We start from the raw sequence: 22,344 nt of genomic DNA, 5'->3' as shown, positions 1-22,344 counted from the left end.
GGCCCGCGGCTCGTCGTTGTGTCGGTGCCCGAGACCCGGGTCAGGCGGCCGTCGGCTTCCGGCGTCGGGCGATGGCCGCGACGGGGAGGATGGCGCCCAGGGCCATCATGAGGAAGGCGGCCGGCTCGGGGGCGGTGATCGGCGCGGCGGGCTCGCCCGGGGTGTCAAGGTCGCCGATCCTCGTGATCCGAAGCGAGACGCCGCCGGTGTTGTCGCCCACCGAGTTGTCGCTGATCATGAAGTTCAGGGTGGTATTGACCGCCAGGGCGAAGTAGCCGACGTAGGCCGCGGCCTTGGCGGCGGCACCGGCCTGGGTGGCGAACAGCCCGGTGTCGGCGCCGCCGAAGAGGATGGCCTTGTTGCCGTCGTCGGCGTTGGTCAGCAGGAAGTTCCAGGTCCAGTTCTCGCCCGTCGTCTCCTGGTTGAACCGGAAGCCGTCATACTTGGCGCGGAGCTGGCCGGCGGCGTTGGTGATCTTGTAGATCCCCGCCGTCAGGATCAGGTCCTTGAACTCGCCGCCGGGGGCCTCGGAGATCGGCGTGACCCGCGTCCCGATGTTGGGGATCGTCGGGCTCTCGACGTATCCGTAGTGGCTGGCGTTGACGTTCACGATGACGTCGGCGCGGGCGGGGGCGACGGCGAGGGCGACGAGGGCGGCCAGGGCGAGGGCCCGGGCGGGCCGGCGGTGGATCGACAATGCAACCTCCTTGGGGCGCTTGACTCGGTGTCGAGACCGGGCCCGCTCTCCGTCGCGGGCGCGCCATCGGGGCTGCTGGGCCCCGGGCGGGTCTGGGATGCGGCCCGCCACCCGGCGAGGGCGGCGGACGACCGAGGCGACAGATTAAGCCGTCGCCGTTTTTTGTCAACCCGGATTTTCCTCAAGATCTCGACGCCGCTGACCGGTTGCGTTCGGGCGGCTCGCCGGTCACGATTGGGGGCGTCGCGGAGCGCGGTCGGCGCGAGGACCCGCTCCCGGTCGCGACTTCCCGGTCCCTGGGGACGGCGAGGATGGAAATGAACGCGTTCGCTAACGGCGCCGGCCCGGCCCGCGCCGCGCTTTGGGGCTGCCTCCTTTCGCTGGCGGTCGTCGCCCCGCCATCGGCCTTCGGCGACGTCAAGGGGTTGAGCAAGATGGCCTACGGCGAGACGAAGGACGGCGAGGCCGTCGACCTCTACACGCTGAAGAACGGCAAGATCACGGTGAAGGTCGCCACCTACGGCGCGACCATCGTCTCGATCGGGGCCCCGGATCGCGACGGCAAGGTCGAGGAAGTGACGTTGGGGTTCGACTCGCTCGACGGCTATCTCGGCGAGCATCCCTATTTTGGCGCCACCGTGGGACGGGTCGCCAACCGGATCGCGAAGGGGAAGTTCACCCTCGACGGCGAGGCCTACTCCCTGGCGATCAACAACCCCCCCAACGCGCTCCACGGCGGGGTGAAGGGCTTCAACCGGGTCGTCTGGAAGGCCGAGCCGGTCGAGTCCCCGGACGGGCCCTCGGTCAAGATGACCTACACGAGCAAGGACGGCGAGGAAGGCTACCCCGGCAACCTCGCGACGACCGTCACGTTCACCGTCACCGCCGACGACGCGCTGCGGATCGACTACGAGGCGACCACCGACAAGGCCACGCCGATCAACCTGTCGAATCACGCCTATTTCAACCTCGCCGGCGGGGCCGACGCCACGATGCTCGACCATGAGCTGACGCTGGCGGCCTCGAAGTACACCCCGGTCGACGACACCCTCATCCCCACCGGCGCGATCGAGCCCGTGGAGGGGACCCCGCTGGACTTCCGCAAGCCGACCGCCATCGGCGCGCGGATCGCCCAGATGGAGGGGGAGCCCGGCGGCTACGACCACAACTTCGTGCTGGACTCCGGCGGGGGCAAGCTGGCGTTCGCCGCCCGCGTGCATCACCCGAAGACCGGGCGCGTGGTGGAGATGTCGACCACCGAGCCGGGGGTGCAGTTCTACAGCGGCAACTTCCTGGACGGCACGAACGTCGGCAAGGGGGGCCTGGTATACAAGAAGCACTACGGCCTCTGCCTGGAAGCCCAGCACTTCCCCGACTCCATCCACCACCCCAACTTCCCCGACGCGGTCCTCCGCCCCGGCGAGACCTACACGCAGACGACCGTCTACAAGTTCTCCGCCCGCTGACCCGACCCGGCCCGGACGGTATCCAGGGTCTTCCCCCCCCTGGCGGGGGAACACAGACTCCGAAGGAGTCCGATGAGCGGGGGGCCGCCCGCGAGGTTTCGGAGTTCGCGACTCCTTCGCGCGGGCCGATGGCCCGGGAAGGCCCCTTCGAACTCCCGAAGCCGTCTCGCTCGTCCCCCCCTCGTCCGGCCCTTCGGGCCACCTTCCCCCTCCAGGGGGGAGGCCGTCATGATGGCCCCCCGTCCGCGACTCCAGAGCTTATCGCCGCGATCCGGCGACGTAACAGGAAAGACGCATGCATACCTCATTGGCGTGGATCGATTACCTGATCATGGTGATCTACTTCGCCTTCGTCCTCGGGATCGGGTTCGCGCTGAAGCGGTTCATGAAGACCAGCACGGACTTCTTCCTGTCCGGGCGGTCGATCCCGGCGTGGGTGGCGGGGCTGGCGTTCATCTCGGCGAACCTGGGGGCCCAGGAGGTCATCGGGATGGCCGCCTCCGGGGCGAAGTACGGGATATCGACGGCGCACTTCTACTGGCTGGGGGCCATCCCGGCGATGGCGTTCGTCGGCCTGTTCATGATGCCGTTCTACTACGGCTCGCGGGCGCGGTCGGTGCCGGAATACCTGCGTCTGCGGTTCGACGAGAAGACGCGCGGGCTCAACGCGATCTCGTTCGCGGCGATGACGGTCTTCTCCTCCGGCGCGTCGATGTACGTGATGGCCAAGCTGATCGTCACGCTGGGCATCTTCGACCCGGTGGTCGAGGCGATGGGGATGCCCCCAAGCTACGTCTTCCACCTGAGCATCCTCGTCTCGGCGCTCATCACGCTCGGCTACGTCTACCTGGGCGGGCTGACGAGCGCGATCTACAACGAGGTGCTCCAGTTCTTCCTGATCGTCGCGGGCTTCTTCCCGCTGGTCTGGCTGGGGATGAGGAACGTGGGGGGCTGGGAGGGGCTGATCGCGAAGTGCCCCCCCGGCTTCGGCCACGCGTGGAAGGGGATGACGAACCCCGAGACCAACCCGCTGGGCGTGGAGGTGATCGGCCTGGCGATGGGGCTGGGCTTCGTGCTCTCGTTCGGCTACTGGTGCACCGACTTCCTGGTGGTCCAGCGGGCCATGGCCGCCGACTCGATGACCTCGGCCCGGCGGACGCCGCTGATCGCCGCGGTCCCGAAGATGATCTTCCCGTTCCTGGTCATCCTGCCCGGCCTGATCGCCGTGGCGCTGCCGACGCCGACCGCGGCCGACGCCCCCGAGGCGGGCTCCCAGGTCGTCAGCGAGGCCGAGACGATGGGCCGGGGCCTGATCCCGGCGAAGGTGAAGGCCGACGGGTCGGTCGAGCTGGACTCGGCCGGCAAGCCCGTCCTGGACTACGACCTGGCCATCCCCCGGCTGCTGATCCACTACTTCCCGACGGGGCTTCTGGGCCTCGGCCTGACGGCGCTGCTGGCGAGCTTCATGTCCGGGATGGCGGGGAACATCACGGCGTTCAACACGGTCTGGACGTTCGACATCTACCAGGCGTATCTGCAGAAGCCCATCCAGAAGGTCATCCCGTTCCAGGCGACCGACAAGCACTACCTCTGGATGGGGCACTTCGCGACCCTGGCCGGCACGGTGGTCTCGGTCGCCGCGGCCTACGTCGCGGCCCAGTTCAACAACATCATGGAGCTGTTGCAGCTCGTCTTCGCCTTCGTGAACGCCCCGCTGCTGGCGACGTTCCTGCTGGGCATGTTCTGGAAGCGGGCCACGGCCAACGGCGCGTTCTACGGGCTGCTCTCGGGCATCCTCGCGGCGACGGCCCACCACGCCCTGACGCTGCCCATGGGGTCGGCCTCGGGGGTGAAGGGCGCCTGGATCGCCAACCTGCACGAGTACCGCAGCGAGATGGCCCAGAACTTCTGGACGGCCATCTGGGCGTTCGGCGTCTGCTTCGTCGTCTCGATCGTCGTGAGCTTCCTCACCAGGCCCCGGCCCGACGACGAGCTGCGCGGACTCGTCTACTCGCTGACCAAGCACGACGTCGAGCACGGCCTGCCGTGGTACCGCAAGCCCGAGACGCTGGGCGTCGTCGTGGTCCTGATGAGCATCGCCCTGAACATCATCTTCCGTTGAGGCAAGGAGCCGCGCCGTGAATCTCGACATCCGCGTCCCGATCGGGATGCTGTTCCTCTCCCTCGGCGGGCTGCTGGCCGGTTTCGGCGCGGTGACCCACTTCACGAACCCGGCGCTGTACGCCCGGTCGCTCGGCGTCAACGTCAACCTCTGGTGGGGTCTGGTGATGATCGCCTTCGGCGCGGCCATGTACTACTACGGCCGCCGCGCCGTCGCCGCCCAGGCGGACCCGTCGGAGTCGACCTCGACGTCGACCTCCCTGGAGGCCTGAGCCTCCGGCTCAGGCGTCGTCCGTCAGGATCCCCGACAGGTCGAGCGTGAACCCCGGCAGGACGTCCTCGCCGGGGATCGCGCCCGGCCTCGTCAGCGTTTCGACCTCGCGACCGGGGCGGTGGATCTCCACGGTCCGCGTCATGGGGTCGATCAGCCATCCCAGGCGGACGCCGTTCGCGAGGTAAACCCGCATCTTCTCGCGCGACTCGGCGATCGTGTCGCTCGGGGACCGCAGCTCGACGACGAAATCGGGGACGATCCGCGCGAAGCCGCGGCCATCCTCCGGGGATAGTCCGCGCCATCGCTCGGCGAGGATCCAGGAGGCGTCGGGCGCCATGACCGAGCCGTCGGGGAAGGTGAATCCGCTCGACGAGTCGAAGGAGTATCCCAGCCTCGCGGCCTCGTTCCAGATCGTCAGGCGGGTCGTCAGCAAGGCGTTCCGGCGGCCCGAGTCCGATGAGGCTGGTGACATGACGACGAGGGTCCCATCGGCCTTGAGTTCGAGGCGCAGGTCGCGGTTGGCGGCGCACAGCCGCTCGAACCCCTCGGCGTCGACGCGCAGGCCCGCGTCGGGCGGGACGAGGAGCGACACCGCCGCGTCCCGCCCGGCCGGACGATCGGCCTCGGCCTTCCCCCGCCTGGTTGTAACCGTAGCCATGGCCATCCCCCGTCGCGAGTTCAGTTGACGATATCCGTCAGGTCGAGCGTGAAGCCGGGCAGCACGTCCTCGCCCGAGAGTTCCTTCGGGCCGGTCAGCGTCTCCGCCTCGCGGCCGGGGCGGTAGATCTCGACGGTCCCGGCCTTCGGGTCGATCAGCCATCCCAGGCGGACGCCGTGGGCGATGTACGCCGCCATCTTGGCGCGGAGCTTCTCGATCCGGTCGCTGGGAGACCGCAATTCGGCGACGAAGTCGGGGACGATGCGGGCGAAGCGGTCACCCTCGCCGGGGGGGAGGGCGTCCAGACGCTCGTGGCGAATCCACGAGACGTCGGGCGCGCGAACGGCGGTGTCGGGCAGGGTGAAGCCGGCCGAGGGGCCGAAGGCCCGGCCGAGGCCGGTCGCATTGGCCCAGTTCCAGACCTGGGCGGCGAGGGTCAGCTCCCGGCCGCCGCTGACGGTCGATGCGGGGGTCATGGCGATCAGGGCTCCGTCGGCCTCGCGTTCGAGGCGCAGGTCGCGATTGGCCGCGCACAGGCGTTCGAAGTCGTCGGGCTCGACGTACAGGCGGACGTCCGGCGGCAGGACCAGCGTCGCGTCGGGCGGCTCCGGGGAGGCCGCCGTGGGGACGGGCTCGCGATCGATCGTGGTCGTCGGCATCGGTCGGACCTCCCGGGGGTCGGCCGTCAGCGGGCGGGGGCGATCGCCGGGGCGTCCGGCCAGGCGAGGGCGCGACGGACCCCTTCTTCCAGCGGGGTCGGCACCCCGGCGAATCCGGCCTCGCGGAGCTTGCCCATGTCGGCCTGGGTGTAGTTCTGGTACTGCTTGCCCAGCTCGGGGGGCATGTCGATGAATTGTACGCGGGGCTCCCGTTCCAGGGCCGTGAAGACGGCGTGGACGAGGTCCAGGAACGTCCGCGAGGTCCCCGTGCCGCTGTTGTAGATCCCGGAGGCGTCCGGGTTGGCCCAGAGCCAGAGCATGTGGTCGATGCAGTCCTCCACGAACACGAAATCCCGACGCTGGCCCCCGTCGGGATAGGCGGGGTCGTTCGAGCGGAACAGACGGACCTCGCCCGTCTCCAGGATCTGCCGGCGCGCGTGCCAGACCACGCTGGCCATCTTCCCCTTGTGGGTCTCGCGCGGGCCGTAGACGTTGAAGAACTTCAGCCCCGCCCAGACCGGGGGCCGGGGGCGGTCGGCGGCGATCTCGTCGAGCGCCCAGATGTCGAAGTCGTTCTTGCTCTTGCCGTAGAGGTTCATCGGCTCCAGCTCGGTCGGCGGGGTGCGGTCGCTGAAGCCCTTGGACCCGTCGCCGTAGGTCGCGGCGCTGGAAGCGTAGAGGAACGGCCGGCCCTCGGCGGCGCACCACGTCCAGAGGGCCCGGGTGTAGCCGACGTTGTTCTCGGCCAGGAAGTCCCAGTCGGTCTCCGTCGTGGAGCTGCACGCGCCGAGGTGGAAGACGGCCTCGATCCCCCTCCCCTCGCCGCGCTCCAGGTCGGTGAGGAAGCGTTCCATGGGGACGAACCGGAACCGGCCCAGCCCCGCCCAGTTGACGGCCGTCGCCGCCGTGAGCGGGTGGTCGACCAGGATCAGCTCGCGCCCCGACGTCGACAGCCGATGCGCCAGGTTCGAACCGATGAAGCCGGCGGCCCCCGTGATCGCGATCATCCGTGACTCTCCTTCGAGGGCCCCTGCCCCGTCCTCGCGCCCCGCGACGCGTCCGAGACGACCCCGGGGCGTCGGGCCCTCACAAGTTACCCGGCCGGCGCCGACCCCACCAGTCGACTCGCCCGGGCCGTCAGGCGACCCCCGGCGTCGGCGCGGCCGGCGCGACGGCCGGCGCGTCGCGGGTCTCGGAGGTGCCCCACGCGTAGAGGACCAGCCCGGCGACCGCGATCGAAGCCAGGGTCAGGAAGCCGGCGTCGAATCCGCCCGCCTTCACGATGTAGCCGCTGACGACGTTGCTCAGGGCGGCGCCCAGGGCCGTCGCGGTGGCGACCATCCCCTGCGTGAGGTTGAACCTCCCCGTGCCTCGCGTGAGGTCGGCCACGACCAGGACCGAGACGACGCCGAAGATCCCCGCGCCGATGCCGTCGAGGATCTGGATCGCCACCAGGGCGTAGGGGTTCGTCGTCAGCGTGTAGAGCAGCCCGCGCACGGGCAGCACGGCGAACGCCGCCAGGAACACCGGCTTCCGCCCGGCCGTCTCCGCGAACCGGCTGGCCGCCAGCGCCACCGGGATCATCACCAGTTGCGCCGTGATGATGCACGCCGACATCAGGACGGCCGTCCCGCGATCCATCCCCTGGGTCACCTTCTGGCCCACCAGCGGGAGCATCGCGGCGTTCGCGAAGTGGAACATCACGGCGCAGGCCGTGAAGACCAGCAGCCGGCGGTCCTTCAGCAGGTCGATCACCGACTCGGCCCCCGCCGCCCCCGCCTTGCCCTCCGCGGCCCCGCGGGCGAGGTCGTGGTCGATCTCGCCTTCGGGCAGGGCCAGGGCGGTCGCGGCGCTCAGCGAGGCCGAGAGCGCGACGAGGACGAAGATCGCGCCGTATCCCAGCAGATAACCCGCCGCCCCGGCCGCGACGGCCGACGCGACGTTGCCCAGGTGGTTGAACGCCTCGTTGCGGCCGGTCCTCCGGGCCAGGCGGGCGTGCCCCACGATCCCCAGCGAGAGCGCCGCGATCGCCGGGGGGAAGATCGAGGCCGCCGCCCCGACGAGCGCCTGCGAGCCGACCACGACCGGAAAATCGGGGAAGGCGATCATGGCCAGGCACCCCGCCGCCACGACCCCCGCCGCCATCGCGACCGCGGCGCGCTTCCAGCGGACGCGGTCGATGAGCGCCCCGGCGAACGACTGCGTCGCGATCGTCCCCACGAGCATCGCCGCCATGGCCACGCCGACCCGGGACGGGTCCCAGTGCCGTCGCGAGGTCAGGTAGATCGCCAGGTAGGGGCCCAGGCCGTCGCGGACGTCGGCGAGGAAGAAGTTCAGGGCGTCCAGGCCGTAGGCGCTCCGGGCCGACGGCTCGGGGTGGGGAGTCGAGGCGTGATTGGACATGCGCGCACCGGTCAGTAGGCCGTGAGGGTCAGCCACGCGACCCCCACGCCTACGGTGGCGATCGTGAGCGGGACGCCGACTTTCAGGAACTCCAGGAAGCCCAGGCGCTCGCCGTCGCGGCGGGCGCCCTCGGCGACGATCAGGTTCGCCACCGAGCCGAGCAGCGTGAGGTTCCCCGCGAGCGTGCTGGACATCGCGAGCGCGAGCCAGCCCGCCTCCCGATCCGAGACGCCGGCGATGATGGGCTCGAACAGCAGGACCGCTGGCACGTTCGATACCAAATTCGAAAGGAAAACCGACGCCAGGCTCACCGGCGCCACCGGCGAGCCGTCGCCGATCCATCGGGAGAAGTCCCACCGACGCGCCACGTTCGCCTCGAAGCCGTGGACGACCGCGAACAGCCCCGCGAACATCACGAGGAGCGGCCAGTCGACCGACTCGTGGTCCCGCGCGGGCCGCGCGCGGTCGAGCGTCAGGGCCGCCGCGCCGGCCAGCGCCGCGACCGGAGCCGGGACGCCGGCGAAGAACGCCGCGACCGTCGCCGCCGCCACGATGACGCTCCGGACCAGCAGCCCGGTCCTCGCGCGACTTCGCCGGAGCGGCGGCGGGCCCGGCCGGGGGGGCGATTGCTCCCGGAGCGCCTTCCGGTAGACCGTCGCGACGATGAGATACGTCAGCCCCAGCCCCGCGATCGCCACCGGCCCCAGCCGCGCGGCGAATCGGGCGTAGGAGATGCCGGAGAGCGAGCCGATGATCATGTTCTGGGGGTTGCCCGTGATCGTCGCCGTGGAGCCGACGTTCGAGGCCGTCGCCAGCGCGATGAGATAAGGGACCGCCGGCCGCCCGAGGCGTCGGCACAGGCCGACGATCAGCGGGGTGAGCGCGACGCAGACCACGTCGTTGACGAAGAACGCCGAGAGGACCCCCGACATCCCCACCACGATCGCCAGCGTGGCTTTCGGTCCCGGTCGTCGCGTCGCCACGGCCTCGACCGCCGCGTCGAACAATCCGGCCAGCCGGAGGCGACCGCTGAGGATCATCATCGCGTACAGCAGGACGATGGTCCCGGCGTCGACCGACCCGGCGGCCTCGCCGAGATCCATCACCCCGGTCGCCAGCATCGCCGCCGCCCCCGCCATGGCGATCGTCGCCCGGTCGAGCCGCAGCCCCGGCACGTTCCCGATCGCCAACGCCGCGTACACCGCCGCGAAGATCGCCGAGGCGATCCAGGGTCCACCGCCGTCCATCCGGGTCGTCCTCCCGCCATCCTGAGAGCCCCTTCATGTCGAACGGGGCCTCAGACTGTAGCCGCGCGACGGCCCGGCGGGGAAGCCATGCGAGGAATCGCGTCCGTCGGCGGCGGGGCGTGTTGACGAAGTCGGGCGGCTCTGGTAGTTTCAATCCCCGCGACGCCCTACTTCGACCGGGGCGAGACCGACCAGGAGAGGTGGCTGAGTGGTCGATAGCGACGGTTTGCTAAACCGTTAGACGGGGAAACTCGTCTCGGGGGTTCGAATCCCCCCCTCTCCGCTGATATTCCCGAGCGGCACCGACTTGCGACGATGCGGGCGGACGCGCCCAGGGTTAACGCCTCGCCGGATCGGTCGTCGATCCGGCGGGTGTTCGATCGAGGCGGGCTCGTACCCGCCGCGGTTCATCCAGGCCCCGAGTCGTCCGTTTCGGCGGCCGTCTCCGGGGGTGGCTGGGTCGTCTCCGCGGGGGTCCGGCCCCGCGTTTCGCGGCGGATCGCGTGCAAGACCTCGTCGAGCTTGGAGAGGAACCGCGACCGGTCCGCCTTCGCGAACGCGGACGGGCCTCCAGTGATCTGGCCGGATTGGCGGAGCATGTCGAAGAGGGCGCGGGTCGCCATCGCCTCGCCGATGGAGTCCTCGGAGAAGGCGTGTCCCTTCGGCCCCAGCACCCGGGCTCCCCGGTTGAGGCAGCGCTCGGCCAGCGGGATGTCGGTGGTGATCACGACGTCTGCCGGGCCGGCGCGCTCGGCGATCCAGTCGTCGGCCGCGTCGAAGCCGCCTTTCACGAGGACCATCTCGATGAGCGGGTCCGGCGGCACCCGCAGCGAGGCGTTGGCGACGACGAAGACCCGGGCCTCGTGCCGACGGGCGACGCGGTAGACCTCTTCCTTGACCGGGCAGCCGTCGCCGTCGACGTAGATTGGCATGGCGTCTCCACGGGATGTCGCGATCCAGGCGCGTCAGGCGCGGCCGGGGGGCGTCGGGTCGGCGCCGACGCGGATGATCTTCTTGCCGAAATTCTCGCCCTTGAGAAGCCCGATCAGCTGGCGAGGGGCGTTCTCCAGCCCGTCCGTCACGTCCTCGCGGTACTTGACGAGGCCGTCGCGAACCCAACCGCCCATGTCGGCCACGAACTCTTCCCACTGATCGGCGAAGTCCCAGACGATGAAACCCTCGAAGGCCAGCCGCTTCACCAGGATCTCCTGCATCAGCAGAGGGACGCGGTCCGGGCCGGGGGGCAACTCCGTGGCGTTGTACTGGGCGACCAGGCCGCAGACCGGGACGCGGGCGAAGCGGTTCAGCAGGGGGAGCACCGCGTCGAACACCGGGCCGCCGACGTTCTCGAAGTAGACGTCGATTCCATCCGGGCAGGCGGCCTTGAGGCGGCCGGGGAGGTCGGGCTCGCGGTGGTCGAGGCAGGCGTCGAAGCCCAGCTCGTCGGCGACGTACCGGCACTTCCGCTCGCCCCCGGCGATGCCGACGACCCGGCACCCCTTGATCTTGCCGACCTGCCCGACCACCGAGCCCACCGCCCCGGAGGCCGCCGCCACGACGACCGTCTCGCCGGGCTCCGGCCGCCCGAGGTTGAGCAGGCCGGTATAGGCCGTCATCCCCGGCATGCCGAGCACCCCGAGCGCGTACGAGAGCGGCCCGTCGGCCGGGTCGACCTTTCGCGTCGCGCCCGATCCGTCCGAGACGCCGTACTCTCGCCACCCCCAGTCGCCCAGCACGAAGTCCCCCTCTTCGTAGTCGGGATGGTTCGACCGCGTCACCTGACCGACCGCGCCGCCGGGCATCGGCTCGCCCAACTTGGCGGGCTCGACGTAGGACTCCCGGTCGTTCATGAGCCCGCGCATGTAGGGGTCGAGCGACAGATAGATCGTGCGGGCGACGAACTGGCCGGCGGCCGGCTCGGGGATCGTCCCCTCCACTATCTCGAAATTGCCCTCGGTGGGCTCGCCATCGGGGCGGCTCTTGAGCAGGACCTGGCGGTTGCGGGGGGCGGACATCGGGATGGATCTCCTGGGCGGTTGGGGCGTGTCCACCCTTATCGCCTGCACGACCCGCGCCGTCGGCTCGACCGATGGGGTTGCGGGTCAATCCATGAAGCGATTCCGGCGCAGGTCGCCGTGGGGGTTGAACTCCCGGACATGGGGAGGGGCGGCCTGATAGAGGGCGTCGACGACGGGGTAGGCCATGAGCAGGACCAGGACGAGGGCCAGCCACGCCGCGCCGCGACTCCAGCGCACCCGGGCCGCCCCCTGGGCGATCAGGGCCAGGAATGCCGGGGCCAGCCAGAGGATCAGGCGGCCGTGGAACGGATACCGCCGGGTCGTCGCCGCGACCAGCGCCAGCGCCGCGGGGACCAGGAGGATCGCCAGCGCCGCGGGATCCTTGCGGGCGAGCCACAACGCGCCGCTCACGCCCAGCGTCGCCGCGAACAGCGCGAAGGCGTAGGGCAAGACCCGCGGCACGAGGTTCAGCGGCGTGACGAACGTCTCCAGCAGGATGCCCATCGTCTTCGCCAGGTCGGCCGGGCTTGTCGGCGGGAAGGGCGGGAACGCGAAGTTCCAGAAGACGTACATCGAGGTCGCCGGCGCGAGCATCCGGCTCGACGTCCGATATGCCAGCATCAGGCTGAAGCCCCACGCCAGGGCGATCGCCGCCAGCCGCGCCGCGTCGGCCTTGCGACCGTCGCGCAGGCGGTCGATCAGGAGCGTCAACCCGCAGCCCGCCACCACGAAGGCCGACGGGAACGAGAGCCATGGGGACGCGACCGCCAGCGCGGCGATCGCCCATAGCCGGCGACGGTCGGGCGGGTCGCGCAGCTCGGACAGGGAGAGGAGCGTTACGGCCAGGCCCAGCGCCAGGTCGGTCGAATAGGGCTTCAGCTCGTTGGAGTAATAGACCAGGTCGTCGGAGAAGGCGAACAGGACCATCGCCACGACCGCGGCCGTCGGCTCGAGCAACCGTCCGGCGAACCGTCGGAACAGGAACAGCGCGGCCACGCCGCAGATCATGGGGATTAGCCGGGCGACGTAGGGGGATTCGCCGAGCAGGCCGATCAGGGCGCGCTCGGCCGCGAGGAAGCCCGGCGGGGCGAGCTGATCGGACGCGAGGTGGCCGGTGAAGTCGAACGGGGCCTTGCCCTTCAGGTTCCCCAGGAGCGACGCCTCGTCCATCCAGTAGGATCGGGCGTGGAGGTAGACCCAGACCCGAAGCGCGACGCCGAGCCAGACGCAGGTCCAGAGAGGACGACGCAGGACGAAGGCCGCGAGTCGCCGGGAAAACGGCACGAGATCGACCTGGCGAGTCAAGGCGTCCGAGATGGGCACGATGGGCGCTGACTCCTGGGACGATCGGCCGCCGACCCGGACAGGCCGGGTCGCGTCGCGAGGGGACTCCCGCTAGGTTAAACCGAAGACGTATCCCGGACCATCCCTGCCGATCCGAATCGGTTCCCCCGGGTGCCCGTCCGGGCTGTGTATCCCCAGGTCGCGGTTCGGCCGCGTCAGGGGAGGATTCGACAACCGACCGCCGTGTTGAGCCGGAGCATGTTTCGCCGATTGCGTGCGGCGGTGTCGCGGTAGTACCGGACGAGCGATGTCGTCTGGCGCTGCACCCTCAGATAATCCTCGGGGCGAATTTCCCCCGCTTCGAGTCGGGCCCGCGACTTGTCCCGCTTGCGCCGGACCGCCGGCAACGTCTCTTTCTCCAGCCGGGTCAGGTCGGCGAGCGAATGGGTGAGGTCCAAATAGGCTTGCCGCACCTCCCCATCGACTTGACCCTCGACGACGTCGGACTCGATCTCGCTCTGGATCACGTTGATCTCGGCGCGGCGCACGTTCCCCTGGTTGCGGTTGAAGAGGGGCAGAGTGACGAACACCCCCGCACCCCAGGTGCTCACGCTCCGCTCGTTCGACTGGGAACGGTCCAGGTAATTCCAGGGGGTGAACAGGAAATAGGCGTCGGAATACCTTTCCCCTCGCTCCTCCATCCACTCCGCGCGGGCGCTGGAGACGCCCAGGCGATGCGCGATAAGGTCGGGACGCCTCTCCCTGGCGGTCGCGACCAAAGCTTCGACATCCGGGAGGATCGGGCGTGGGACGTTAATCTTGCCGTGCAGATCCATCGCCTCCACCCCGCCATGCCCCAACTCCAGCAGATCCGCGAGCCGATGTCGAGCCTTGGTGTATCGATCGTGCGCGTCCTGGAGCCCCATCTCGGTGACGCCTCGCTCGACGGTCAGGTCGTCCATCTCCTCCAACGTCGCCTCGGACGGCTCCGCCATGGAGGAAATCTGGGCGGAGTGACCCCGGATGACCTCGTCCAGCAGCGTGAGGGTGTCCTCCGCGGCTCGAAGGGTCTGTCGAGCGACCAGCGCGTTGACGAAGGCGGTGTACAGCTCGTCGATCGCGAGTCGCACGGCGTCCTGATACTGCGCGATGAGCACGCGCTTCTGCACCTTGGCCAGGTCGACGCGCTTTTCGCGCTTGCCCATGTAATCGATCGGCAGGATGAGGCTGATCCCGTGTTCGACGTCGCCCGGCCGCTCCGGGGAATACGAGCCGTAGGGGACGTTGTCGCTGCCGTAGAACACCAGGGGGTTCTCGCGGAGCCCCGCGGTGAGGATGTCGGCGTCCGCCTGGGGCAGCTCCAGCGCCTTGATCCGGAGGTCGCGGTTGACCTCGACCAGACGTCGGATCGCGCCGTCGAGGGCGAGGCCGTCGGGAGGCCCCTCCTCGTCGTAGCCCGTCGGGCTCTCGACCCGGAAGGGAACCGCCTCCTCGGGAAGGGCGAGCGGGAGACGCTCGATCGACGGGGCGATGCCTTCTTCGAACTGGCCCGGCTCCTGGGTCCGTGGGGTGAACGCGGAGGTGCTCCCGGCGAGCCGGGCCAGCCTGGGCAAAGCGGCGTGCCGGGGCCGCGGGGGCTCCCCGAGGTTGATGTCCGTGGCCCCAGGCCTGCGATCGTAGGGACTCTCGGTGGTCCCCGGCGTCGATCCGAGGGCCGAGCGACGCTGCTGTTCGGACGATTGTTTCGCCTTGGCGGCGGCGATGATGTCGTCGGCAAGCGAGATTTGCGCCACCGCGGCGTCCGTCCAGGAACCCAGCGCGCAGGCGAGGACCGCCGCAAACCCGATCGTCCTTCCCTGCATGGCCGGCTCCTTCCGTGGCGAGCTTCCCCAGCCCGATAGGCCGATCCCCGAGGGGCACCGCTCGCGACGCCTGTGCTGCTTGATCGGATCTTGACGCGGCGCGAATCAGCGGAAATCGTCCGCCGGCGCGCGGGCGGCGCACGAATCGTCAGGTCCGTCAGGGTCGGGCGGTCGCGCGCCCTCGGCGCGGGGATGGGCGAGGATGCTGGCGTGCGACCGGACAGCCGGGGCGATCTCGACGGATCTTCGAACGGAGCGGCGCGGGGCCTGCCGGTCGCGTCGTCGGGGATGCCTCGCTAGACTCTAGGGGAGCGGAGGCCGGGGCGACCTCCCCGCGCCGACGGGTCCGCCAGCATCCTCCGAGTCGTCGCCATGCGAATCCAGTGGTACGGTCACGCCGCGTTCCTCGTCGAGGCGCAAGGCGTAAAAATCATCCTCGACCCCTATCGTTCGCCCGATTGCGGCGGCTACGCGCCGGTTGGCGACGGGGCCGACGTGGTCGTCGTCAGCCACGAGAACGACAAGTATCATAGCCACCTGGGCCAGATCGCGCCGCCGTTCCACGTCATCCGGGCGCTCGACCTGCCGCCGGGAGGCGAGGAATTCCGCGGCGTCACCTTCCGGTCCGTCCGCGTCTTCGAGTCCCCCGAGCGCCTCCCCGGCGACGAGGTGGCGATGATCCACTTCGAATCCGAGGGCCTGCGCGTCGCCTTCCTCGGCGACCTGGGCCACCTGCTGACCGAGGCGGAACTGGGACCGATCCGGGGCTCCGACGTCGTCCTGATCCCCGCCGGCGGCACCCCGACGATCGCGCTCGGCGACGTCCCCGCGCTCCTCGATTCGATCGGCCCGAGGGTCGTCGTGCCGATGCACTACAAGACCCCCAAGATCGACCTGAACATCCGCCCGATCGAGGACTTCCTGGCCCGCCTCCCCGGCATCCAGGTCGTCCGCCCCGGCTCGTCCGATTTCACGATCGACCGGGCGACGCTCCCCGAGCGCCGGACGATCGTGCGGCTGGAATACGCGCGATGATGTCGCGGTTCAATCCTCGCCGAACTGGTTGATGCGCACGCTCCCGCCTTCGGGGAAGGTGGCCACGATCTCAAGCTTCCCCCCCACCGCCTCGACATACTTCCGCAGGGTGCTGAGATAGACGTCGGTTCGCTTCTCCAGCCGAGAGATGGCCGCCTGAGTGGTCTTCAGCTTCGCGGCGACCTCGACCTGGGATTGCTTCCGAGCCTCCCGCAATTGACGAAGGCTCGCCTCTTGCGCGTCCATCTCCGCGACTCGAGCCAAGACCCTGGCCTGTTCCTCCGCGGGCAAGCTTTCGAAGTAATCATCGAATCGAACGTACATGGGTCATCCCTCGATGTATCGCTGAAAACGCCGCTCGGCCAAGGGGATCGCCCGCTCATACCACCGCTTATCCCCGGCCTTGTTGCCGCCGACCAGCAGGACCCCTTTCCTAATCGGGGGCGAAAGCGAATAGTAGCCTCCAGGGCTGCCCCCGATGCACGATCCGGAGTTCCTTCAGGTTGGGGATCCTGGAACCCTTAAGCGTGTCTACCAGGGGCCTGCCGATCCTAGTACTCTCCCACTGACGACTTGATGGCGGTCATCGGATCGGTTCTCCTGGATGCGGATCTATGCCGTAAGGAGGGCCGCCGTGAAGAGATACATCGTGACGCTGATGGACGAGGAGCGGGCGGAGTTGGAGGGGGTGCTGGCCGGGGGCAAGTCGTCGGCGTTGAAGCAGGCCCACGCCCGCATCCTCCTGAAGGCCGACGTCTCGCCGGGCGGGCCGGGGTGGAGCGATTCCAAGATCGCCGAGGCGGTGGACGTAGGGACGGCGACCGTCGAGCGGGTCCGCAAGCGGTTCGTCGAGCAGGGCCTGGAGGCGGCGTTGGTCCGCAAGCCGCAGGAGCGGCCCAGCCGGCTGAAGACGCTCGACGGTCGGGCCGAGGCGAAGCTGATCGCCCTGGCGTGCTCGTCGCCGCCGGACGGCCGCAAGGCCTGGACGATGCAGCTGCTGGCCGACAAGCTCGTCGAGCTGGAGGTCGTCCCGGCGGTCTGCGACGAGACCGTCCGCCGCTGCTTGAAAAAAGCGACCTGAAGCCCCACCTGAAGAAGCAGTGGTGCATCCCGCCGGCGAAGAACGGCGAGTTCGTGGCGGCGATGGAGGACGTGCTGGACGTCTACCACCGGCCCTGCGACGAGAGGCGTCCGCTGGTCTGCCTCGACGAGGCGAGTCGGCAGCTGATCGGCGAGACGATCACGCCGATCCCGGCGGCCCCCGGCCGGCCCGAGCGGGTCGATTACGAGTACGCCCGCAACGGCACGGCCAACCTGTTCATGGTCACGGAGCCGCTCCTGGGATGGCGGGCCGTGAAGGTGACCGAGAAGCGGACGGCCAGGGACTTCGCCGAGGTGGTCCGCTGGCTGGTGGAGGAGGTCCACGAGGAGGCCGACAAGGTCGTGCTCGTCATGGACAACCTGAACACGCATAAGGTCGCCAGCCTGTACGAGGCGTTCCCGCCCGAACAAGCCCGGCGGATCGCCGAGAAGCTGGAGATCCACCATACGCCGAAGCACGGCTCGTGGCTGAACGTGGCCGAGATCGAGTTGTCGGTCCTCTCCCGCCAGTGCCTCGACCGTCGCATCGAGTCGATGGACGAGTTGAAGCGGCAGGTCGCCGCCTGGGAGGAGGGTCGGAACGAACGTCGGGTCGAGACCCGCTGGCGGTTCACCACCGCCGACGCCCGGATCAAACTCCACCGACTCTACCCATCACTGCCGTAGCGGCGGAGTACTAGGGCCATCGCGACGCAGCCGGAAGATATTCGCCGTGATCTCCCGACGAAGCTCCATGTCCAGCGTCTGAAACCATTCCCAACAATCCGCGTCGAACACCACCTCCCACATTCCGATGCCTCCTAGGGCATATTTCATCGAAGGCATGCCCGCGTCAAGGGCCGATCGACGGGGGCTGATCCATTCCCCCGTCGTGCCGCCTCAGCGGTACAGCGGTGCCTTTTCGAGTTCCGCGCGGAGGCGTTCGACCTCAATGGGGTCGTTGACGGGGTTCTCGGGCTGCCTGCCGGAGAGGATGTTGAGGATGTCGCGGGCGACCATCGTGGCCATGTTGCGCAGGCCTTCCTCGGTCTGGGCGGCGCTATGGGGCGTGAGCATCACGTCGCGACGGCCGATCAGGGGGTGGTCGGCGGGCGGGGGCTCGACGTCGAAGACGTCGGCGCCGTAGCCCCAGAGGAGGCGGGCGTCGAGGGCGTCGGCGACGGCTTCCTCGTCGACGACCGGGCCGCGGCAGGTGTTGATGAGGATAGCCCCCTCGCGGATCTGGGCCAGCGCGGCGCGGTCGACCATGCGGCGGGTGCTGGCGTCGAGGGGGACGTGGAGGCTGACGTAGTCGGACTCGCGGAGGAGTTCCTCGTACGAGACCCGGACGGCACCTGCGCGGAGTTCCGCCTCCTCGGGGGCCTGGACGATGTCGTGGTAGAGCACGCGCATCCCGAAGCCCAGCCGGCAGACTTCGCCCAGCCGCTTGCCGATCCGGCCGAAGCCGACGATGCCGAGCGTCCGCCCCAGGATCTCGCGGCCCTTCATCGACGTCCGCGCCGCGTAGTTGCCGGCCTCAAGCTCCTTCATCATCGACGGGAAGTGCTTGGAGAGGCCGATCATCATGGCGATGGCGTGCTCGACCACGTCCTGCGTGTTGGCGCCCGGCGTGTAGATCACCTGGACGCCGCGCGCGGTGGCCGCGGGGATGTCGATGTGGTCGAAGCCGACGCCGTGACGGCCGACGGCGCGGAGCCTCGGCGCGCGGTCGAGCAGCCCGGCGTCGATCGACCCCGCGGTGCGGGTGATGATCGCGTCGGCGTCGGCCACGGCGGCCTCGACCGCGGCGCGGTCCTTCGGGTCGACCATCCGCATGTCGGCGGCCTCGCGGACCAGGCGCAGGCCCGCCTCGTCCATGCTGGTCAACATCACGACGATCGGCCGATTCGACATGCGTGGCGTCCGGGGGCTGGAGGCGTCGGGCGATGCGTCGCTGACGCCCGGTGAGCGGGGGACTATCATGGGGAGGCCCGGCCGACGGCGCCGGGTCGGGACGCCTCCAGGATAAGTCGCGACATGACGAGTGACAATCGGTGGGCGCGACGCGGCCCCGCGCTGGCGGCGCTGGCGGCGGCGCTGGCCCGGCTGGCCGTGATCCTGGCCGACGGCGCCCGGTTCGACGACCCGGACAACTACCTCCCGCTCGCCCGCGCGGTCGCCTCGGGCGACGGCCTGACCTTCAAGGGACGCGCGACCGCCTATCGCCCTCCCCTCTACCCCGTCATCCTGGCCCCGCTGACCGTCCTGGAGGGGGACCGCCCGCGCGTCGGGCTGACGCTGCTGCACGTGGCCCTCGGCGCGGGGACGGCCGCGCTCGCGGTGGTCGCGGCGCGACGCTTGGGGGCGTCGCCCCGCCGGGCGCTGGTCGCGGGGCTGATCGTCGCCTATGACCCTGTCCTCGCGTGGCAGGCGAAGTCCGCGATGACGGAGACCCTGGCGGCCTTCCTCGCGGCGCTGGCGGTGGCCCTGGCGGCGGGGCGTCGGCCTGTCGTCGCCGGCGGGGCGCTCGGGTTGGCGAGCCTCGCCCGCCCCAGCCTGCTCCCCGGCGCGGGCCTGGTCGCGCTGGCCGCGGCGATATTCGCGCCCGGCGATCGTCGCGAGCGGCTCCGGCGCGCGGGGCTGCTGGCCGTGGGCGTCGGGGGCGTCATGCTGCCCTGGGGCGCGCGGAACCAGCTCGCGATGGGGGAGTTCGTCGTCACGACCACCCACGGCGGCTACACCCTGGCGCTGGCGAACAACGAGGTCTACTATCGCCAGGTGCTCGACGGCCCGCCGGGGGCGGTCTGGACCGGCCCGGAGCAGCGGGAGTGGTGGGACGACGTGAACCGTCGCATGGCGGGCCTACCCGAACCCGAGGCCGATCGTCGGCTCCGCGACGAGGTCGTCGCGCTGGCCCGTCGCGAGCCCCGGACGTTCGCCCGCGCTTGCCTGTCGCGCCTGGCCACCTTCTGGAGCCCGCTCCCCGCCGCCGGGGTCTACGGGACGACGGCCAGGCTCGCGACGTTCGTCTGGACGGCCCCCCTATGGATCGCCCTGGCCCTCGGCCTGGCGCGGCGGGAGTTCCGAAGCTGGCCGGGCGTGGCCGCCCCCGCGTTGATCGTCGGGCTGACGGTCGTCCACGCCTTCTACTGGACCGACCTCCGCATGCGCGCGCCGATCGTCCCGGCCATCGCCGTGGTCGCCGCCTTGGCGACGGTCGGCCGCCGGCGATCGTGAGCGGTCAGACGAGGGCGGTCTCCTGCTCCGACGGCTCGGCGGCCGGCTTGCGGCGGAAGACGACCCAGCGAGACATCGAGAAGCTGATGCCGGTGGCGACCACGATGCCCACCACGGCCGCGGCAAGGCGGTGTCGCGCGAAGACGCCGAAGCGGCTAGGGAGGTACAGCCGCAGCGTCAGGCTCACCAAGATCCCGAGCGCGTTGCCCACGGCGTAGGTGAGATACTGCCGGACGATGGAGCCTTCGCGGGTGTCGTTGAAGGTCAGCCGGCGGTTGAGCAGGAAGTTCCACGACATCGCCGCCCAGATGGAGATACACCCGGCGACGAACATCGCCCCGTGCGCCCCGGCCGAGGCCTCGCTCGCCGAGCCGAACCCGGCGGAGGCGAACAGCCACAGGAGCACGCCGTAGAGCGACAGGTCGACCACCATGCCCGACGCGCCCACGACGCAGAACTGCACCAGGCGCGAGAGCGTCCCGAAGCGATGGTCGAGCACCCGCTTGAGCTGCCGCAGGTCGTCCAGCCCCACGGCGTCGATGCGGCGCCTGTCCTCCGCGCCGGTGTGGACCGGCACGTCCAGGAGCGTGCCGGAGCACCACGTCAGGACGTCCAGCAGGATGTGCGAGCCCGGCGCGAACCGCTTCTCGGTCACGAGCGAACGGACGGCCGACCGCCGCAGCGCGGCCAGCCCGGAGAGGCCGTCGGACGTCCCCAGGGCCAGGCGGCCCAGGATCGCCAGCGTCCGGCCCCGCACGCCCCCCAGGCTCCAGAGCTTCCGGCCGCTCCGGGGGACGCCCACCACCACGTCGGCGTCGCCGTCGCGGAGCGCCTCGTACACCTGGAGGATCGCCTCCGGCGCGTACTCGCGCGCCGGGTCCAGCACGATGAGCACCTCGCCCCGCGCCGCGGCCAGCCCATGTCGCAGCAGGCTGACGTGGTTCGCCGCGTCGTCGACGACCTGGACCATCGGGTGGACGGCCAGCGAGAGCCGATCGACCGCCGCGCGATCGGCGAACACGACCTCGACCTCGTCGACCCCCTCCTGCTCCATCAACAGACGCTGATAGGTCGCCAGCTCGCCCTTGCGGAACGGATCGTCCCGCGTGGCGGGGACGATCAGGCTGATTTGGCTCATTCGGGTGGTCCTGAAATCCTTTCGGTCGCGGCGCTCAGTCGTCGAGCGCGGCGTCGATCCATCCCCCGCCCAGCACCATGTCGTCCTGGTAGAGCGTGACGACCTGGCCGGGCGCCACCGCGGGCTGGGGCTCGTCGAACCGGACGCGGGCGCGGCCGTCGGGCAGCGGCTCGACCGTGGCGGGCGTCGCCCGGTGCCGGGCGCGGATCTGGGCCAGGCACCGGGCCGGCCCCTCGGGCTCCGGGCCCTGCCAGTTGAACCGCGAGGCCACCAGGCCCGGCCGGGTCAGCGACCCCTTCTTGCCGATCGTCACCGTGCGCGACAGCGGCTCGATCTGGACCACGTAGCGCGGTTCGCCCACCGCGAGGCCCAGCCCACGGCGCTGGCCGACGGTGAACTTCTCGATGCCGTCGTGCTCGCGGAGGACGCGGCCCTCCTCGTCGACCAGCCGGCCGGACGTCTCGGCGTCGGGGCGGCGGCGGCGGACGAACCCGAGGTAGTCGTCGTCCGGGATGAAGCAGATCTCCTGGCTCTCGGCCTTGTCGTGGACCGGGAGGTCCAGCTCGCGAGCCGCGGCGCGCACGTCGGCCTTGGACAGCTCGCCGACCGGGAACAGCACGCGGTCGAGCAGCTCGCGCGAGAGGCCGGAGAGGACGTAGGACTGGTCCTTGTCGCGGTCGAGCCCGCGGGCGACCCGGCGCGTGCCGTCGGGCGCCTGGGCGATCCGCGCGTAGTGGCCGGTGGCGACGAAGTCGGCCCCGACCTGCTTGCCGTACTCCCACAGCCGGCCGAACTTCAGCCAGATGTTGCACATCACGCAGGGGTTCGGCGTGCGGCCCGAGAAGTATTCGTCGACGAAATAGTCCTGGATGCGGCCGAAGTCGGCCTCGAAGTCCAGGGCGTAGAACGGCACGTCGAGTCGGTCGGCGACACGGCGGGCGTCCAGCGCGTCGGCGATGGAGCAGCAGGTCTTGGCGCGGCGCTCCTCGGACTCGCCGTGGGCGCCCGTGCGCATGAACAGGCCGACGACGTCGTAGCCGTCGGACTTCAGCAGGTGGGCGGCGACGGAGCTGTCGACGCCGCCGCTCATCGCCAGGACGACGCGACGGGGCATGATCGGGGCTCCGGGGGTGGGGACGGGCGCGCCGCCCGGGCGGGGCGGCGC

General features: G+C 70.3%; 20 protein-coding genes and 1 tRNA gene. 7 read left to right on the top strand and 14 right to left on the bottom strand.

The window, feature by feature from the left end; all coding sequences use genetic code 11:
* Positions 1-40 precede the first annotated feature (40 nt).
* Complete coding sequence (locus WG209_RS14125; protein ID WP_337175697.1) at positions 41-697, bottom strand: PEP-CTERM sorting domain-containing protein; 657 nt, start codon at positions 695-697, stop codon at positions 41-43.
* 317 nt (positions 698-1,014) lie between these two features.
* On the opposite strand from WG209_RS14125, the gene WG209_RS14120 reads away from it, so the two are divergent.
* From WG209_RS14120 to WG209_RS14110, 3 genes are all read left to right on the top strand, one after another.
* Entirely contained in the window at positions 1,015-2,163 is a 1,149-nt protein-coding gene (locus tag WG209_RS14120) for an aldose epimerase family protein (RefSeq protein ID WP_337175696.1), read from the top strand.
* A gap of 295 nt (positions 2,164-2,458) precedes the next feature.
* A complete protein-coding gene (locus WG209_RS14115; protein ID WP_337175695.1) occupies positions 2,459-4,285 on the top strand; it encodes a sodium:solute symporter family protein in 1,827 nt (608 codons plus the stop codon).
* A gap of 16 nt (positions 4,286-4,301) precedes the next feature.
* Entirely contained in the window at positions 4,302-4,556 is a 255-nt protein-coding gene (locus tag WG209_RS14110) for a hypothetical protein (RefSeq protein WP_337175694.1), read from the top strand.
* 9 nt (positions 4,557-4,565) lie between these two features.
* On the opposite strand, the gene WG209_RS14105 is transcribed toward WG209_RS14110, so the two are convergent.
* The 5 genes from WG209_RS14105 to WG209_RS14085 all read right to left on the bottom strand — a co-directional run bounded on the left by WG209_RS14105 (position 4,566) and on the right by WG209_RS14085 (position 9,525).
* A complete protein-coding gene (locus WG209_RS14105; protein ID WP_337175693.1) occupies positions 4,566-5,216 on the bottom strand; it encodes a Uma2 family endonuclease in 651 nt (216 codons plus the stop codon).
* 20 nt (positions 5,217-5,236) lie between these two features.
* Positions 5,237-5,875: a Uma2 family endonuclease gene (locus WG209_RS14100; RefSeq protein WP_337175692.1), complete on the bottom strand. Its 639-nt coding sequence runs from the start codon at positions 5,873-5,875 to the stop codon at positions 5,237-5,239.
* A gap of 26 nt (positions 5,876-5,901) precedes the next feature.
* Positions 5,902-6,882: an ADP-glyceromanno-heptose 6-epimerase gene (rfaD, locus tag WG209_RS14095; protein ID WP_337175691.1), complete on the bottom strand. Its 981-nt coding sequence runs from the start codon at positions 6,880-6,882 to the stop codon at positions 5,902-5,904.
* A 130-nt stretch (positions 6,883-7,012) separates the two neighbouring features.
* Positions 7,013-8,278 carry an MFS transporter gene (locus WG209_RS14090; RefSeq protein WP_337175690.1) on the bottom strand — a complete coding sequence of 422 codons (1,266 nt, stop codon included), beginning with the start codon at positions 8,276-8,278 and terminating at the stop codon, positions 7,013-7,015.
* Between the two features lie 11 nt (positions 8,279-8,289).
* Positions 8,290-9,525 (bottom strand): anion transporter, encoded by a 1,236-nt coding sequence (locus tag WG209_RS14085; RefSeq protein WP_337175689.1) that lies wholly within the window; start codon positions 9,523-9,525, stop codon positions 8,290-8,292.
* 194 nt (positions 9,526-9,719) lie between these two features.
* Between WG209_RS14085 and WG209_RS14080 the strand changes: the two genes are divergently transcribed.
* Positions 9,720-9,808: transfer RNA gene (locus WG209_RS14080), tRNA-Ser, on the top strand.
* 124 nt (positions 9,809-9,932) lie between these two features.
* Here the strand turns inward: WG209_RS14080 and WG209_RS14075 are convergent.
* From WG209_RS14075 to WG209_RS14060, 4 genes are all read right to left on the bottom strand, one after another.
* Positions 9,933-10,457 (bottom strand): YaiI/YqxD family protein, encoded by a 525-nt coding sequence (locus tag WG209_RS14075; protein ID WP_337175688.1) that lies wholly within the window; start codon positions 10,455-10,457, stop codon positions 9,933-9,935.
* 33 nt (positions 10,458-10,490) lie between these two features.
* Positions 10,491-11,540, bottom strand: coding sequence for an NADP-dependent oxidoreductase (locus WG209_RS14070; RefSeq protein WP_337175687.1), 1,050 nt, complete (start codon positions 11,538-11,540; stop codon positions 10,491-10,493).
* Between the two features lie 87 nt (positions 11,541-11,627).
* On the bottom strand, positions 11,628-12,866 hold the full coding sequence (locus tag WG209_RS14065) for a glycosyltransferase family 39 protein (RefSeq protein WP_337175686.1): 1,239 nt from the start codon (positions 12,864-12,866) through the stop codon (positions 11,628-11,630).
* A 176-nt stretch (positions 12,867-13,042) separates the two neighbouring features.
* Positions 13,043-14,689, bottom strand: coding sequence for a TolC family protein (locus tag WG209_RS14060; RefSeq protein WP_337175685.1), 1,647 nt, complete (start codon positions 14,687-14,689; stop codon positions 13,043-13,045).
* A gap of 372 nt (positions 14,690-15,061) precedes the next feature.
* Between WG209_RS14060 and WG209_RS14055 the strand changes: the two genes are divergently transcribed.
* Positions 15,062-15,724, top strand: a complete 663-nt coding sequence (locus WG209_RS14055) for an MBL fold metallo-hydrolase (protein WP_337175684.1) — start codon at positions 15,062-15,064, stop codon at positions 15,722-15,724.
* A gap of 9 nt (positions 15,725-15,733) precedes the next feature.
* Here the strand turns inward: WG209_RS14055 and WG209_RS14050 are convergent, their stop codons facing one another.
* Positions 15,734-16,048, bottom strand: coding sequence for an XRE family transcriptional regulator (locus tag WG209_RS14050; RefSeq protein ID WP_337175683.1), 315 nt, complete (start codon positions 16,046-16,048; stop codon positions 15,734-15,736).
* A gap of 334 nt (positions 16,049-16,382) precedes the next feature.
* Here WG209_RS14050 and WG209_RS14045 point away from each other — a divergent pair.
* Positions 16,383-17,491 (top strand): IS630 family transposase gene (locus WG209_RS14045; RefSeq protein WP_337175698.1). Its coding sequence is split into 2 segments (ribosomal slippage): positions 16,383-16,797 and positions 16,797-17,491, totalling 1,110 coding nucleotides; the frame shifts between segments, so codons are not numbered across the junction.
* Between the two features lie 213 nt (positions 17,492-17,704).
* On the opposite strand, the gene WG209_RS14040 is transcribed toward WG209_RS14045, so the two are convergent.
* Positions 17,705-18,718: a hydroxyacid dehydrogenase gene (locus tag WG209_RS14040; protein ID WP_337175682.1), complete on the bottom strand. Its 1,014-nt coding sequence runs from the start codon at positions 18,716-18,718 to the stop codon at positions 17,705-17,707.
* Positions 18,719-18,841: 123 nt separating this feature from the next.
* On the opposite strand from WG209_RS14040, the gene WG209_RS14035 reads away from it, so the two are divergent.
* On the top strand, positions 18,842-20,041 hold the full coding sequence (locus tag WG209_RS14035; RefSeq protein ID WP_337175681.1) for a phospholipid carrier-dependent glycosyltransferase: 1,200 nt from the start codon (positions 18,842-18,844) through the stop codon (positions 20,039-20,041).
* A 4-nt stretch (positions 20,042-20,045) separates the two neighbouring features.
* Here the strand turns inward: WG209_RS14035 and WG209_RS14030 are convergent, their stop codons facing one another.
* On the bottom strand, positions 20,046-21,179 hold the full coding sequence (locus WG209_RS14030) for a GtrA family protein (protein ID WP_337175680.1): 1,134 nt from the start codon (positions 21,177-21,179) through the stop codon (positions 20,046-20,048).
* A 34-nt stretch (positions 21,180-21,213) separates the two neighbouring features.
* Entirely contained in the window at positions 21,214-22,293 is a 1,080-nt protein-coding gene (gene mnmA / locus WG209_RS14025) for a tRNA 2-thiouridine(34) synthase MnmA (protein WP_337175679.1), read from the bottom strand.
* Between the last annotated feature and the right edge of the window lie 51 nt (positions 22,294-22,344).

The organism is Paludisphaera sp., assembly GCF_037189885.1.
Taxonomy (GTDB): domain Bacteria; phylum Planctomycetota; class Planctomycetia; order Isosphaerales; family Isosphaeraceae; genus Paludisphaera.
This window is presented reverse-complemented; position numbering and strand designations above follow the sequence as displayed.